The sequence below is a fragment of the Thalassospira sp. GB04J01 genome (assembly GCF_000751115.1).
GTDB lineage: Bacteria > Pseudomonadota > Alphaproteobacteria > Rhodospirillales > Thalassospiraceae > Thalassospira > Thalassospira lucentensis.
The window spans coordinates 118,456-133,805 of record NZ_CCDX020000017.1; the positions used below are offsets into that span (position 1 = coordinate 118,456).

Annotated in this window: 15 protein-coding genes; 10 read left to right on the forward strand and 5 right to left on the reverse strand. The window is 52.3% G+C overall.

Translation table 11 applies throughout. The features are described from left to right. Positions 1 to 256: 256 nt before the first annotated feature. From AMM48_RS18470 to AMM48_RS18485, 3 genes are all read right to left on the reverse strand, one after another. The gene (locus AMM48_RS18470; RefSeq protein ID WP_244271301.1) at positions 257 to 406 is read right to left on the reverse strand and encodes a TetR family transcriptional regulator C-terminal domain-containing protein; all 150 of its coding nucleotides are present in this window, start codon (positions 404 to 406) and stop codon (positions 257 to 259) included. A 684-nt stretch (positions 407 to 1,090) separates the two neighbouring features. Continuing rightward, complete coding sequence (locus AMM48_RS18480) at positions 1,091 to 1,615, reverse strand: hypothetical protein (RefSeq protein WP_102785265.1); 525 nt, start codon at positions 1,613 to 1,615, stop codon at positions 1,091 to 1,093. Positions 1,616 to 1,795: 180 nt separating this feature from the next. Then, the gene (locus AMM48_RS18485; protein ID WP_102785266.1) at positions 1,796 to 2,470 is read right to left on the reverse strand and encodes a TetR/AcrR family transcriptional regulator; all 675 of its coding nucleotides are present in this window, start codon (positions 2,468 to 2,470) and stop codon (positions 1,796 to 1,798) included. Between the two features lie 475 nt (positions 2,471 to 2,945). Between AMM48_RS18485 and AMM48_RS18490 the strand changes: the two genes are divergently transcribed. The 7 genes from AMM48_RS18490 (at position 2,946) to hydA (ending at position 11,137) form a co-directional block, all read left to right on the forward strand. Next, complete coding sequence (locus tag AMM48_RS18490; RefSeq protein ID WP_102785267.1) at positions 2,946 to 4,277, forward strand: aspartate aminotransferase family protein; 1,332 nt, start codon at positions 2,946 to 2,948, stop codon at positions 4,275 to 4,277. Positions 4,278 to 4,529: 252 nt separating this feature from the next. After that, positions 4,530 to 5,396: a nitrilase-related carbon-nitrogen hydrolase gene (locus AMM48_RS18495; RefSeq protein ID WP_022732186.1), complete on the forward strand. Its 867-nt coding sequence runs from the start codon at positions 4,530 to 4,532 to the stop codon at positions 5,394 to 5,396. A 213-nt stretch (positions 5,397 to 5,609) separates the two neighbouring features. Continuing rightward, positions 5,610 to 6,401 carry an ABC transporter ATP-binding protein gene (locus tag AMM48_RS18500; protein WP_102785307.1) on the forward strand — a complete coding sequence of 264 codons (792 nt, stop codon included), beginning with the start codon at positions 5,610 to 5,612 and terminating at the stop codon, positions 6,399 to 6,401. Then, a complete protein-coding gene (locus AMM48_RS18505) occupies positions 6,391 to 7,320 on the forward strand; it encodes an ABC transporter permease (RefSeq protein WP_102785308.1) in 930 nt (309 codons plus the stop codon). The genes AMM48_RS18500 and AMM48_RS18505 overlap by 11 nt, the downstream gene beginning before the upstream one ends. Continuing rightward, positions 7,317 to 8,474 (forward strand): ABC transporter permease, encoded by a 1,158-nt coding sequence (locus AMM48_RS18510; protein WP_102785268.1) that lies wholly within the window; start codon positions 7,317 to 7,319, stop codon positions 8,472 to 8,474. The genes AMM48_RS18505 and AMM48_RS18510 overlap by 4 nt, the downstream gene beginning before the upstream one ends. A 62-nt stretch (positions 8,475 to 8,536) precedes the next feature. Further along, entirely contained in the window at positions 8,537 to 9,523 is a 987-nt protein-coding gene (locus tag AMM48_RS18515) for an ABC transporter substrate-binding protein (protein WP_102785269.1), read from the forward strand. Between the two features lie 162 nt (positions 9,524 to 9,685). Beyond that, positions 9,686 to 11,137, forward strand: coding sequence for a dihydropyrimidinase (gene hydA / locus AMM48_RS18520; RefSeq protein WP_102785270.1), 1,452 nt, complete (start codon positions 9,686 to 9,688; stop codon positions 11,135 to 11,137). Positions 11,138 to 11,194: 57 nt separating this feature from the next. On the opposite strand, the gene AMM48_RS18525 is transcribed toward hydA, so the two are convergent. Further along, positions 11,195 to 12,100: a LysR family transcriptional regulator gene (locus AMM48_RS18525; protein ID WP_102785271.1), complete on the reverse strand. Its 906-nt coding sequence runs from the start codon at positions 12,098 to 12,100 to the stop codon at positions 11,195 to 11,197. 119 nt (positions 12,101 to 12,219) lie between these two features. On the opposite strand from AMM48_RS18525, the gene AMM48_RS18530 reads away from it, so the two are divergent. Further along, a complete protein-coding gene (locus tag AMM48_RS18530) occupies positions 12,220 to 12,978 on the forward strand; it encodes an SGNH/GDSL hydrolase family protein (protein WP_158246488.1) in 759 nt (252 codons plus the stop codon). Between the two features lie 70 nt (positions 12,979 to 13,048). Here the strand turns inward: AMM48_RS18530 and sugE are convergent, their stop codons facing one another. Beyond that, a complete protein-coding gene (sugE, locus tag AMM48_RS18535) occupies positions 13,049 to 13,369 on the reverse strand; it encodes a quaternary ammonium compound efflux SMR transporter SugE (RefSeq protein ID WP_102785273.1) in 321 nt (106 codons plus the stop codon). A gap of 198 nt (positions 13,370 to 13,567) precedes the next feature. On the opposite strand from sugE, the gene AMM48_RS18540 reads away from it, so the two are divergent. Both AMM48_RS18540 and AMM48_RS18545 read left to right on the forward strand, forming a co-directional pair. After that, complete coding sequence (locus AMM48_RS18540) at positions 13,568 to 14,215, forward strand: NTP transferase domain-containing protein (protein WP_102785274.1); 648 nt, start codon at positions 13,568 to 13,570, stop codon at positions 14,213 to 14,215. A gap of 196 nt (positions 14,216 to 14,411) precedes the next feature. Beyond that, positions 14,412 to 15,338 (forward strand): SPFH domain-containing protein, encoded by a 927-nt coding sequence (locus AMM48_RS18545; protein WP_102785275.1) that lies wholly within the window; start codon positions 14,412 to 14,414, stop codon positions 15,336 to 15,338. Positions 15,339 to 15,350: the final 12 nt, after the last annotated feature.

Consider the following 15,350-nt stretch of genomic DNA (forward strand, 5'->3'; position numbering starts at 1 on the left):
TGATTATTGGGTGCGTCAGGTTCGTCGGCAATCGCACTGCTGATCGACAAAATACTCCCGGCGCCAATAAATAAGGCACCAACAAATAAAGCAGCGTCAAAAAAGCCAACCGCACCTGATCGCGGGGGCGTGCACACCATTTCTGACCTCGGCGGAAGTTATATCAACATCTGCTGCTATAGGTTTGTTCCGCGGGTGGGGCTTGCAACTATCCATAAGTGGGGCAAGACGCGCTTTCAAGCCGATCTTTGATGTATTATCCGTCCAGTCCAACGCCTTTGAGGATAATGCGCACGACATTTTCTTTGGCCTCGGCGAATTGGGTTTCGCTCAGTGGCTGATCATTGTTGAAAATCTCGATCTGGGCCCCGAAATCGGCGTAATGCTGGGTGGTGGCAAAGATCATAAGTATGAAAAAGGGACAGTCGCCTTTTTCCGATGCAATAGGATCTTTTGGCTTGATTATGGATTTTATTTATAGGCAGAGATTACTTTATGCATAAGTTCGTAATTCATGTGTCGCCTCCAGTTCCACTTGAGATTACGTCCGTTTGATGTTGAATAAAGATACCGAAGAAATTGTGAAGGAAGCTGGGGATTGTTCATATAAAATGCGCGATTATTTGGATTCAAGTACCAAACGTATCCATGCTTGCTATCAAGTTCTGACAATGGATCCAATGGTCGCATTGTGAGTTCTTTTAACAGTTTTGATTCAAATTCTTCATCGTAGATCAAGCAATGTATATGAGCATGTGTGATGCAGCTTCCAGAGTGATTGCTAATCGTCCCTGAACCACTTTCAAAGAATATTAGATCATTTTTGTGATTTTTTTGGTAAGCTTTTTTGATATTCAAAAGTAATTCTGAAAGTTCTATTTTTTCTGAATTGCTCAATTGAGCAAAATTGTTTCTATGTTGCTTTGTGACTATTAGGGCGTGTGATTCATGAAGGGGGCCAAAGCTGGGGATAACTAAAAAATTAATTGTCTCTAACAGGATGTTTTCACCGCATTTAATTGATTCGATATAGTCAATATTGTCAATGTGAGAGTAATCACATTGTATTTCTGCACATATATTGCAGTTATTATTTTGCATCGGACGCCTTTGGAATAATTTTTTCAGCCCACGCTGCTAGCCGACTGAGTACTAGATCCGAAAAATAACCGAGCAGAAAACTGAAAGAGAACGCGAGCATTCCAGATTTTTGGTGCGCAAAGTTTATCGGAAGAACGCCAGAGGTAACCAAAAGATATGTGTTGAACGCAACTATTGCAGAGAGAAACGGTGTAAGCACTCTCCAATAGAATTTATGAGGCTGCCAACTAAATTTATATTGGTTGTTTTTCCCTCTTGCGGTGACGCGATAAAACCACTTTGTGTCGTACGTCCATCCGCCAAAGAAGCCGCCTAGTATAGAAAATATAAAGACCTTGTTGGGGTGTGACATACCCACATCGCTTGAAAAAAATTGCATGAAAATCATTACAGCAACTGCGACTAGGAATATTGCCACTAAATAAAAAAATTCAAATACAATTTGGTATTTGTCAGACGAGAAAAACGGTACGCAGTCTCTGCCCTCTAATCCGGTTTCTTGTTCTTTTGGCATCGCTTGTCTGATGTCCTGTCTGGGTTGATATCCTTCTGAGGTCGCAATCATAGGTTATGTTGGCTTTTTGAGCTAGTGTAATTGGGGGTGCGCGGTGGGCATCTTCAGTTCAATTTGTTTGTTGCGTTTGTGTTGTGGAAACCCAGCGAGAACTGCGTGGTCAACTGCACCTTTAAGTTGTTACAGACCGACACCCTTCAATATGATACGCACGACATTTTCTTTGGCCTCGGCGAATTGGGTTTCGCTCAGTGGCTGATCATTATTGAAAATCTCGATCTGGGCCCCGAAATCGGCGTAATGCTGGGTGGTGGCAAAGATCATATACATCAGTGAGTAGGGCTCAATGTGGTCCATCTTGCCCTCGGCAATCCAGCCGCGAATGACGACAACGCGGCTATCAAGCCAGTTTTTCACCGTGGTCGAGATGTAATCAGATGAAAACTTTGCCCCACGAATGATTTCATGCGCCCAAAGCCGCGAACCATAGGGCCGGGCGCGCGATAAATCCATTTTGGCTTCGATGTATCCGCGCAAGATGATGGCCGGATCTGCACTGTTGTCGAACGTCATGGCCGCTTCAAGCCAGTGATCACAGACGTCTTCCATAATCCGGCGATACAGCGCTTCTTTGGTGCTGAAATAATAGTGCACATTTGCCTTGGGGACGTTGGCAACTTCGGCAATCAGTGCGGTGGTCGCCCCCTTAAAGCCGTAATCAGCAAAAACCTTCTCGGCGGCAGCAAGAATTTGCTCTTCATTTTCCTGGCGAATGGCGGCTTTGTGTGCCCCGTTTTGCGCCGGTTTTACCGCTGTCTTGCTGTCTGTTTTTGAGCCGGTTTTAAGTGGGGTCATTCATGCTCTCTGATTTGCGTCATTTATCTTGACCGTTTGGTCAGGTTAAAATAACCTCTACCTTAAATATGCAAAAGAAACTTTTTTATGCGCGTCATGTTTTGGGGACCCGAAAAAGGGTTCCAGAGTCGGTTTTGTCCGAAATATCGAACACTCCCGATGAAAGATAAACAGAAAAAAGGCGCCGTAAACAAAAATCAGGGTTCCTAAAATGGCATTTGACGGTCGAAAATTCGAAACAATTCCCCGGTGGTGTTAAAGCTCTAGTGCATGGGCGTGTCTCATGCTAACGATTTTTGCGTGTCCGCATGCCGGACAACCCCAAATTAAAAATGTTCGACATTTCGGTCACTGCGTTGGTCTTTGGGCTGGATGAAAAACATACGTTTGGATGAAGAAGTCAGGTATCGGCGATTGGGGAAAGTCCCCCGACCGATATCAGGGAAGCAATGCGAAAAGGTACGGGAGACCTTTTATGACAGCCACCACGAAAATCAGCCGGCCGAATGATCTTTCGGCATTCTGGATGCCGTTTACGGCCAACCGCCAGTTCAAGCAGACCCCGCGTATGCTGGTCGCGGCCGAAGGCATGTATTACACAACCGATGACAACCGCCAGATCCTTGACGGGACGGCGGGTCTTTGGTGCTGCAATGCCGGGCATAAACGCCCGAAAATCGTTGAAGCGGTCAAGGCGCAGATGGACGAGCTGGATTATGCGCCAGCCTTTCAGATGGGCCACCCCAAGGCGTTTGAGCTTGCCAATCGTTTGGCACAGATCATGCCGGGGGACCTTAATCATGTGTTCTATACCAACTCTGGTTCTGAATCGGTTGAGACCGCCCTTAAAATCGCCCTTGCCTATCACCGTGCACGCGGCGACGGCCAGCGCACCCGCCTGATCGGGCGTGAGCGCGGCTATCATGGTGTGAACTTTGGCGGCATTTCGGTGGGTGGTATTTCTGGCAACCGCAAAACATTTGGCCAGATGCTGGGTGGTGTTGACCATATCCGCCACACATACCTTCCAGAAGAAAACGGCGTGACGCGCGGCATGCCGGAACATGGGGCCTTTTTGGCCGATGATCTGGAACGCATTTGCGCACTGCATGATCCATCAACCATTGCGGCCGTGATTGTCGAGCCGGTTGCAGGCTCCACCGGCGTTTTGATCCCGCCAAAGGGATATCTTGAACGCCTGCGTGAAATTTGCACCAAACATGGCATCTTGTTGATCTTTGATGAAGTCATCACAGGTTTCGGGCGCCTTGGCGCGCCGTTTGCGGTGGATTATTTCGGGGTTCAGCCTGATCTGGTGACAACGGCCAAGGGACTTACCAACGGCACCATCCCGATGGGGGCAGTGTTTGCCACCGATGATATTCATGATGCCTTCATGACCGGCCCGGAAAACATGATCGAGCTGTTCCATGGCTATACCTATTCGGGCAACCCGGTTGCCTGTGCAGCTGCCATGGCAACTCTTGAGACCTATGAAGAAGACGGTCTGTATGAAAAGGGCAAGGAACTTGGCCAGTATTGGGAAGATGCGGTCCATAGCCTGATCGACCTTCCGTTGGTCAAGGATATCCGTAACCTTGGCCTGATCGGTGCGATTGAGCTTGAGGGGATCGAAGGATTCCCGACCAAACGTGCCTTTAACGCGTTCCTGAAGGCGTTTGAAAAAGGCATCCTGATCCGAACCACCGGGGATATCATTGCGTTGTCGCCGCCGCTGATTATTGAAAAATCACACATTGATCAGCTGTTTGGCACGCTGCGCGAAGTGCTTAAAGAAATCGACTGATTGGTCGTTGAGCTATGTCTCTTGCCCGGATCGGGCAGGGGACAAAAGCCCGGTCTGCTGATTACAACAACGACAGCAGATCGGCGCATGATGAGGAAACATCTGTTTCGCGATTTTTCTGATCGCGTCCCGACTGGGAAATAGACCCGCATAAAAACAAGGGGTCTTTGGGGCGCGGTTGGACATAAGTCCGAAGATCGGCATAAGCCGGCAAAAGGACATTAAAATATCAGATCAAGGAGGTTATCTCGGATGTCAAAGCTGAGAGGCGGCCTGATTCAAATGAGCCTGAAAGGTTCAACCGATCAGACCCCCGAAGAAATCCGCAAAGCCATGATCGAGGCACATCTGCCCTACATCGAAGAGGCGGGTAAAAAAGGTGTGCAGGTCCTGTGTTTTCAGGAAGTTTTCACCCAGCCCTATTTCTGTCCCAGTCAGGACAAGAAATGGTATGCGGCGGCGGAAAAGATCCCCGATGGCCCGACCACGCAATTGATGTGTGAACTGGCGGCCAAATACAAAATGGTGATTGTTGTTCCGATCTATGAGGAAGACATCACCGGGGTCTATTACAATACCGCTGCGGTGATTGACGCCGATGGCACCTATCTTGGTAAATACCGCAAAACCCATATCCCCCATGTCGCCGGTTTCTGGGAGAAATTCTTCTTTAAACCCGGTGCGTCAAACTGGCCGGTGTTTGAAACCCAATATTGCAAGCTTGGTGTTTACATTTGCTATGACCGCCACTTCCCCGAAGGCTGGCGTGCGCTGGCCTTAAATGGGGCGGAATATATCGTCAATCCATCGGCCACTGTTGCCGGGGTTTCAGAATATATCTGGAAACTCGAACAGCCCGCATCTGCCGTTGCCAATGGTTGCTTTATCGGGGCGATCAACCGGGTTGGCCGCGAACAGCCCTGGGATATTGGCGAGTTTTATGGCCAAAGCTATTTCGTCAATCCGCGCGGCGAAATCGAAGCACAGGCATCGCGTGAGAATGACGAACTGCTGGTCCATGACATGGATATGTCGATGGTGCGTGAAATTCGCAATAACTGGCAGTTCTTCCGTGATCGTCGTCCATCGACCTATACCCGACTGACAGACGGAAATTGACATTAAATACCGGCGAACGGGGAAACCCGCTCGCCGTTTTGCTTTGACCGACATATGGGGCAATGACCCCGAAATTCCGGCAAAGTTCAGGGCAACGTCCCTGAGGGAGGCTTCCATTGAGTGTGCCAAAAGAAACTCTTTTGGTTCCGAGAGAGACATACGATCAGGGGACACCCCATGACTCTAAAACAAGTTGTCGATAACGTTGCCGCGATGCCCGCATCGAAAAAAGCCGTTGTTGATATCAAAGATTTATCGCTGACTTTTCAAACGGCTGATGGCCCGGTTTACGCGCTGTCAGAAGTTGATCTTACGATTGAAGAAGGCGATTTCGTATCGTTCATTGGTCCGTCGGGCTGTGGCAAAACAACGCTTTTGCGCGTGATTGCCGATCTGGAAAAAGCCACGGGCGGCGAAATTTCGATCAATGGCGTCTCGCCCGAGGCGGCCCGCGAAGCGCGCGCATATGGCTATGTGTTTCAGGCGCCGGCATTGTTGCCGTGGCGCTCCATTGAACGCAATGTGACCTTGCCGCTTGAGATCATGGACCTGTCCAAGGAAGAACGCATCAAGCGCGCCCATGAAGCGCTCAAGCTTGTGGAACTCAACGGGTTTGAAAAGAAATTCCCATGGCAGCTTTCAGGCGGGATGCAGCAACGCGCGTCCATTGCGCGTGCGCTTTCATTTGATGCTGATTTGCTTTTGATGGATGAACCATTCGGCGCGCTGGATGAAATTGTCCGTGATCATTTGAACGAACAACTTTTGAAACTGTGGGCGCGGACCAACAAGACGGTGGCGTTTGTCACTCACTCCATCCCCGAGGCGGTATATCTTTCAAGCAAGATTGTCGTGATGTCACCGCGTCCGGGGCGGATCATTGATGTGATCGAAACCAAATTCCCCAAGGACCGAACACTCGACATTCGTGAAACGCCGGAATTCCTTGAGATTGCCCATCGGGTACGCGAAGGACTGCGCGCGGGGCATGGCCATGACGAGTAACACCGCAACCTTGTCGGAATCAGTTGGAGGACCGTCGCTTTGGACCCGGATGATGTCGGGGCACAGCGGGCCGGTCTGTGTTGTTCTGCTGGCCCTGTTGGTTCTTTGGTATGTCGGTGCGGTTTTCATGAATGCGCCGACCCAGATCGACCGATATGACCGGGCGGATCAAACATGGACGACCAGTCAGCTGATTGAAGATACGCTGGCACAGGAACGTCCAATCCTGCCTGCCCCCCATCAAGTCGTCGAGGAGATGTATAAATCCATCTTTGCGATCAAGATCACGTCAAAGCGGTCCTTGGTCTATCATAGTTGGGTCACGCTTTCGTCGACACTTCTGGGGTTTAGCATCGGGACCTTGCTGGGCATTGTTTTGGCGGTGGGCATTGTCCATGTCATGACGCTGGAAAAAAGCCTGATGCCGTGGGTGATTTCATCGCAAACCATCCCGATCCTTGCCATTGCGCCGATGGTCATCGTTGTTCTGGGCGCGATCGGGATCAAGGGGCTGGTGCCAAAGGCGATTATTTCGACATATCTTTGTTTCTTCCCGGTCACGATCAGCATGGTTAAAGGCCTTAGATCCCCACAGGTGATCCAGCTTGATCTGATGCGGACCTATAATGCCTCAAAATGGCAGACATTCTGGCAACTGCGGTTGCCATCCGCCATGCCGTACCTGTTTGCCAGCCTTAAGGTCGCGATTGCGATCAGTCTGGTGGGCGCGATTATTGGCGAATTGCCAACCGGTGCTCAGGCAGGTCTTGGCGCGCGCTTGCTTGCCGGATCGTACTATGGCCAAACCATTCAAATCTGGTCGGCACTGTTCACCGCCGCCTTTTTGGCCGCGATGATGGTGGTGATTGTTGGCTGGTGTGAACGGCGTGTTCTCGTCCGGATGGGGGTAAGCGCATGACACAGGTAAAGCTTGATAAATTCTGCCTTGTGGGGGCCGTTGCCGCCCTGTTGGCCCTGATTTTCCCGCTGGCGGGCATTGATGGTGATACCGGCAAACAGGTTGCCTTTGTCGGTGATATTCCCGGTCTTGCCAGTGCGATGGCGCTGTGCGTGATGGCCGGGGCGGCGTTTACCTGGATTGGTGTGCGCACCATTTTCCACGCGTTCATTATTCTAGCGGCGGCGGTGTTTGGCGCCTGGCAGGCGATTGATGCGCTGTATGATTACGGTGTGGCGGGCTATGCCAGCACCGGGTTCTGGCTGTTCATCATTTCGCTTTGGGCGTTTGTCTGGCGCGCGATTGATGTGATCGCCAATTACCACAGCCTTGAAACCGTCAAACAGCAATCGGCCAATATTATTGTGCCCATCGCGTTTGGCGTCTGGTTGCTGTTTGTCTGGGAAGTTGTTGTGTCGGGCTTTGGTGTGCCGCAGGTTTTGCTGCCGCCGCCCAGTATGATCGGGGTACGTTTCGTTTCTTCGACCGACACCATGATGGCCGATTTCTACCAGACCTTTGTCAAGGCAGCACTCAGTGGCTATGTCATGGGCTGCGGATCTGCGTTTCTGGTCGCGATTGCGGTAGACCGTGTGCCGTTTCTTAAACGCGGGCTTTTGCCGCTGGGCAATATGGTGTCGGCCTTACCAATCATTGGGGTCGCGCCGATCATGGTGATGTGGTTTGGCTTTGACTGGCAATCGAAGGCCGCGGTCATTGTGATCATGACGTTTTTCCCGATGTTGGTGAATACGGTGACCGGGTTGAATGCGGCGGGCAAACTGGAAAAGGATCTGATGGCGACCTATGCGTCGGGCTATTGGTCGACGCTTTTCCGTTTGCGGTTGCCAGCCGCCATGCCGTTTGTTTTCAACGCACTTAAAATCAATTCCACGCTTGCGCTGATTGGTGCAATCGTCGCCGAATTTTTCGGCACCCCGATTGTTGGTATGGGCTTTCGCATCTCGACCGAGGTGGGCCGCATGAATATCGACATGGTCTGGGCGGAAATCGCACTGGCGGCCCTTGCGGGGACCGCCTTCTACGGGGCCGTTGCGTATGTTGAGAGAAAAGCAACGTCATGGCATCCGTCTTTTAGGGTACGTCGCCATTAAAGGCACAATCAAAGACGACCCACCGGGAGGACTTGACGATAACCTTGAGGAGACATCGACGAATGAAGAAATTATTGGCGACTGCACTAGGGTTGAGTTTCGGTTTGACATCGCTTTCAGCGATGGCAGCAGATGACGTAACCCTGCAGCTTAAATGGGTTACGCAGGCTCAGTTTGCCGGCTATTACGTGGCACTTGATAAAGGCTTCTACGAAGACGCCGATCTGAACGTTACCATCAATCCGGGCGGTCCGGATGTGGCCCCGCCGCAGGTAATTGCTGGCGGCGGTGCAGATGTGATTGTTGACTGGATGCCATCGGCATTGGCGTCACGTGAAAAAGGCGTTCCGCTGGTCAATGTCGCACAGCCCTTTGCCAAATCTGGCATGATGCTGACCTGCCTGAAAGAAACCGGCGTTGAAAGCCCGGACGATTTCCCGGGCCGGACCCTTGGCGTCTGGTTCTTTGGCAATGAATATCCGTTCCTAAGCTGGATGTCGAAACTTGGCATTCCGACCGATGGCAGCGACAAGGGTGTTACCGTCCTTAAACAGGGCTTTAACGTTGATCCGCTGATCCAGAAACAGGCCGATTGCATTTCGACCATGACCTATAACGAATACTGGCAGGTGATTGATGCCGGTATTTCAGCCGATGACCTGAAGGTCTTCAAATACGAAGATCAGGGTGTTGCGACCCTTGAAGACGGTCTTTATGTGCTTGAGGACAACCTCAAGGACCCGGCATTTGTCGATAAAATGGCGCGCTTCGTCGATGCCAGCATGAAAGGCTGGATGTGGGCGAAAGAAAACCCGCAAGACGCGGCGATGATCGTTCTTGATAACGATATGACCGGTGCCCAGACCGAAAAACATCAGGTCCGCATGATGACCGAAGTTGCCAAACTGCTTGGTGATAGCGGTGCATTGGACGAAGCGGCCTATCAGCGGACCGTCGATAGCCTGCTGTCGGGTGGTTCTGATCCGGTGATTACCAAAAAACCGGAAGGTGCCTGGACCCATGCCGTAACCGATAAATCGGCAATGTAATCGGTTCTTGAACCGCGACTTTAAACCGTCCGGCGGACATCTGTTCGCCGGACGGGTTTATCTTCCGAAAATGCTTATCGTGATGCCCCGACACAGTTGGGGAAACAGGCGGAATGCCGGGCTGCCCGCACCTTTCCGCAAGAGACAGACAAGGAGCCACCCATGTCCATGGTTATTCGTGGCGGAACCATTGTTACCGCCGATCTGACATATAAATCTGACATTCTGGTCGAAGACGGCAAGATCGCCGCGATCGGGGACAATCTGACCGGGGACAAGGTGATTGACGCCGACGGTTGCTATGTCATGCCCGGCGGGATTGATCCGCACACCCACATGGAAATGCCTTTTATGGGCACCTATTCCGAAGACGATTTTGAAAGTGGTACCAAGGCGGCTGTTGCCGGTGGCACGACCATGGTGGTCGATTTCTGTTTGCCAGCCCCGAACCAGTCGCTGCTTGAAGCGCTTCAGGCGTGGGACAATAAATCGTCCAAGGCGGTCTGTGATTATTCCTTCCATATGGCGGTGACCTGGTGGAGCGAGCAGGTCTTTGACGAAATGAAAATCGTCGTCGAGGAAAAGGGCATCAACACCTTTAAGCACTTCATGGCCTATAAGGGCGCGCTTATGGTCGATGATGATGAAATGTTTGCATCCTTCTCGCGCTGTTCCGAACTGGGGGCAATGCCGCTGGTCCATGCCGAAAACGGCGACGTGGTCGCGACTTTGCAGCAAAAACTGCTGGCCGAGGGTAATAACGGGCCCGAAGCACATGCCTATTCCCGCCCCGTGGATGTCGAGGGCGAAGCATGTAACCGTGCGATCATGATTGCAGATATGGCCAATGTGCCGCTGTATATCGTCCATGTATCGTGCGAACCGGCCCATGAGGCGATCCGCCGCGCACGCCAGAACGGCAAACGTGTGTTTGGTGAACCGCTGATCCAGCATCTTGTTTTGGATGACAGCGAATATAAAAACACCGATTGGGATCATGCCGCACGCCGGGTCATGTCCCCGCCATTCCGCAGCAAGGAACATCAGGACGGTCTTTGGAACGGTCTGGCATCGGGCAGCCTTCAGGTGGTCGCAACCGACCACTGTGCCTTCACGACGGAACAAAAGCGCATGGGTGTTGGCGATTTTACCAAAATCCCGAACGGGACGGGCGGCCTTGAAGACCGCATGCCGCTTCTCTGGTCGCGCGGCGTGAATACCGGTCGTTTGACCATGAATGAATTCGTGGCTGTCACTTCGACCAATATTGCCAAAATCCTTAACATCTATCCGCGCAAGGGTGCGATCCTTGTTGGGGCGGATGCGGATCTTGTGGTTTGGGATACGAAGGCGTCAAAAACCATCACGGCAAAACATCAGCAATCCTCGATCGATTACAACGTGTTCGAAGGCATCGAGGTGACCGGCCTTCCGCGCTACACGATCAGCCGTGGCAGGATTGCAGCCGAAGAAGGCGTGGTTATTGCCAAATGCGGCGACGGCGAATTCATCGCCCGCGAACCCTATCCGGCGGTGAACAAGGCGCTTTCCAAATGGAAAGAAATCACATCCCCGCGCAAGGTTGAACGCAGCGGTATTCCGGCTGGCGTTTGATCGACCCGATATGTACCTGACCTTGAAATGCCGTCCTTCGGGGCGGCATTTCTTGTTTCAGGTATGGGTTTGACCGTGAAAGGCTCGGACCGAATTGATGAAGGCACGAAGGGCGGATGGCAGATAGGTGCGTTTGGGATAGTAAATCCAGAACTGGCCGTAATCGGGCATCCAGTCTTCCAGGATCGGGACAATTTCGCCCCGTTCAATCGCGTCATCTGCACTGCCTTGCAGCTTCTGGCCAATGCCGATCCCGTTCCTGACCGCATCAAGCATCATCTGCGTTGAGCTCACGGTCAGATTGCCGTTATTTGCCAAAACGAAATGGTTCTCGCCATCAGTGAAGTCCCATGGTGCAAGCTTGCCGCCGGGAAACAGCAGATTGATGCAGTTATGATTGGCCAGATCATTCGGGTTCATGGGCGTGCCATGGCGTTTGAGGTAATCCGGGCTTGCGATCACCATCGGGCGGATGGATGGGCCAAGGCGAATAGCGCTCATGCCTGGTGCTAGTGTTTCTTCAAACCGGATACCGGCATCAAAACCCCCGGCGACGATATCGACGAAACCATCATTTTCAATGATCTCAAGCCGCACATTGGGATTATCCCGACAAAAGCCGGCGATGGCCGGGGCAAGCACCACACGCGCGGCATTGGCCGGAACATTAAGCCGCAATGTACCGGTCGGGCCAGATCGATAATCATCGAGACTTTGCAACGCACCGCTCATCTCGCGCATGGCCGGACTGACCCGATCATAAAGTGCGCGGCCCGCATCGGTCGCTGCGACACTGCGCGTGGTGCGGTTTAACAACCGGACTTGCAGGCTGTCTTCAAGGTTTTTGATGCGGTGGCTGAGTGCCGAGGGGGTCACGCGCAATTGCTTGGCAGCGGCGCGAAAGCTGCCCAGTTCGATGATGGCGCAGAAGGCCGCCAGATCGCTGATGTTCTCATTCATCATTGATGAAAATATCTCATTAAATAATTCAGTATTGCGTAGATTGTTTCACCATAGCGTAGGTCATAGGCTGTCGTCATTCAGTTTCGCGGAAAATCCGCACAAAGCATGGAGTTTGGATGATGTTTGGGAAATCAACGATCTGGTTGGGCGCAATGGCGCTGTGCGCCGGGCTATTGGGTGGGGCTTCTGCCCATGCCGATGACGCAAAACGCATTCTGGTGTTTGGCGATTCAAACAGCTGGGGCTGGAAGGCAAAACTGGAGGCGTTCCCTGTTGAACGGTTTGGCGATGACGAACGGTGGGCTGGCGTCATGGCAACCGCCCTTGGCGAAGACTATACCGTGATTGTTGATGGGCTAAACGGCCGCACGACAGATCTGGATTTCGGTGAGGATTTGGGCGCACTGGCAGCCGAAGATTTCAATGGTGCCAAGGACCTGCCGGAAGTTCTGGCCAAAAACCTGCCGCTTGATCTGGTCGTTGTGATGCTGGGCACCAATGATGCGCAGGCGCAGTTTGATCGCAATGCCGATCAGGTGGCGCAAGGGGCAATGCATCTGGTGGATATCGTGCGCAACATCAATGGCGGGGTTTTGACCACTTATGGCACGCCAAAGGTGCTGTTGGTCACGCCGCCGCCGATGGGTGACATTTCCAAAACTCCGCTTTCGGCCAATATGGCGGGTGGTGTTGAAATCTCCCAACAATTTGCCGATGCATTTGACCGCGCGGCCAAGCTTGGCAATGTGCCGGTCTTCGATGCGGGAAGTGTCATTGGTACCAGCGGTGTCGACGGCATTCATTTCACCGCCGAGGAACACGCCATCCTTGGCAAGGCCGTTGCAAAACAAATCGAGGCAGGTGTGCTGGTTAACTGATCGGTACTATTTCGAACGAAAACAGGGCAGCCGTTGGCTGCCCTGTTTTGTTTCTGGATCAAATCCAAACTCAGGCCGGGCTGAACAATTTCAGCAAGATGATGCCGCCAAGAATCATGCAAATCGCGATCAGGCGTCCGATGCTGGCGGCTTCGCCCAGCATGACGATGCCAAAGATAACCGCACCAACCGCGCCAATGCCGGTCCAGATGGCATAGGCCGTGCCGAGTGGAATGGTGCGCATGGCAAGGGCCAAAAGCCAGAAGCTGCCTGCCATGGTGACAAGGGTAAAGATGGTGGGAACGGGTTTGGTGAAACCTTCGGAATATTTCAGGCCAGATGCCCAACAAACTTCCAAAACACCGGCAATGATCAATGCAATCCAAGCCATCGGCGGCCTCCTTTTAAAAAGGGGCCGTCCCCGTTGCTCTGATACCGAAAACCGGTCGTCCGGTTTTCGGGGTGCCTTGCGCGTGCAAGCTCACCATTGTGCTAACAGGATTTATAGGCGACAAATCACCGGTGGGCAATTGCCCGCTTGGCAATGGCGCTATGCCACTTTGTCATTACTCTGAGCATTCTGGGCGACATGACGAGATCAAGTGATACCCGTGCCATACCAAAGACCGCCGCCCTGATCCTTGCCGGCGGCGAGGGGCGGCGCATGGGCGGCAACAAACCGTTTCGCGAAGTGGGCGGTATGACATTGCTGGCACGCGTGATCAAAGCTGCGCGTGCCCAATGCGATCGTGTGATGATTTCGTCAAACGAAGATACCGCGATATTTGCCGAGTATGACGTGTCGGTGGTGCGCGACCTTCCCAAAGCCGGGCAGGGGCCATTGGGCGGCGTTCTTGGCGGGCTGGATGTATTGCCGGGCGATATTGACTGGCTTGTGAGTTTTCCGGTTGATTGCCCGATTGTACCCGATGACATGGTCGCACAGTTGTTGAGCGGTGCCCGAAATGCAGGCGTCAAAGCCGCCTTTGCCAGCTACGCGGATCGGGATCATTATCTTTCAAGTATCTGGCATCGGGACGGTGCGTCGGTCATTGCCAGACAGCTTGCCGACGATAACCGCCGTGTCGGGGCAGCCTTGCGGATGATGGATGCGGTAAAGGTAGCGTTTCCTGTTTCCGAAGGGGCGATTGAACCCTTTACCAATGTCAATTCGCCAGAGGATTTAAGCGCACTTAATAAAATGCTGTCTGGCTTTGTCGGGGGCACGGGGCGCTAAGCATTCCTCCGGACGGCATCTAGGGCGTACTCTAGAAAATCAAAGTTCAAACAATATTATTGCACACCAAATGCAGGTTGCAGGTATGATTGGACTTGTTCATTTCTGGTGGTTCTCGTTTGGCGATGTTTTGCGCCGATCCGGCCATCTAAACACCGAATCTTCGTTATCAGATTCGACATTCTAAGGGCTAAAGATGCAATCGACGTTTGCAATATTCTCGCTCGCCTTTGTTGTGCTGGCAGTCGTTCTGACTTTCATGAGTGTCAAAATCGTGCCGCAGGGCTACGAAGTTACCGTCGAAAGACTGGGGCGCTATTTGCGCACACTGGACCCCGGGATGCACGTTCTGATCCCGATTATTGATCGGCTCGGGCAGCGTATGAGCCTGATGGAACGGGTGCTCGACATTCCCAGTCAGGAAGTCATTTCCAAGGATAATGCGTCCGTTGCGGTTGATGGTGTCGTCTTCATCCGGGTAACCACCACCAAAGATGCGGCCTATAAAGTCGAACGGCTTGATTATGCGGTTCAGAATTTGGCAATGACCAATTTGCGCAGTGTGCTCGGCTCGATGGAACTCGACGAGATGCTGTCGAACCGCGAAAAGATCAGCCTGTTGCTTTTGGCAGTTCTTGACGAAGCGACCAGCGATTGGGGTGTTAAAATCACCCGGGTTGAGATCAAGGACGTCAATCCGCCAGAAGATCTTACCGATGCCATGAACCGTCAGATGAAGGCAGAACGCGAGAAGCGCGCGCTTATCCTTGAAGCGGACGGTGAACGTGAAGCCAACATCAAACGTGCGGAAGGCGAAAAATCGGCCGCCATTCTGGCCGCCGAAGGCCGCATGGCCGCAGCCGAGCTGGATGCACGGGCCCGTGAACGTACGGCCGAGGCAGAAGCCAAAGCAACCGAAACGGTGTCCAAAGCCATCCGCGAAGGTGATGTCCAGGCGATCAATTACTTTGTTGCTCAGAAATATGTTGAGTCACTGGGCCAAATTGCATCAAGCCCCAATAGTAAACTGGTGTTTATGCCGCTCGATGCGTCAGGTGTCGTTGGTTCGATTGGCGGTGTCGCCGAATTGATCAAAACGATTTCGCAGACGGATAAAAGCTAACGTGACATTGGG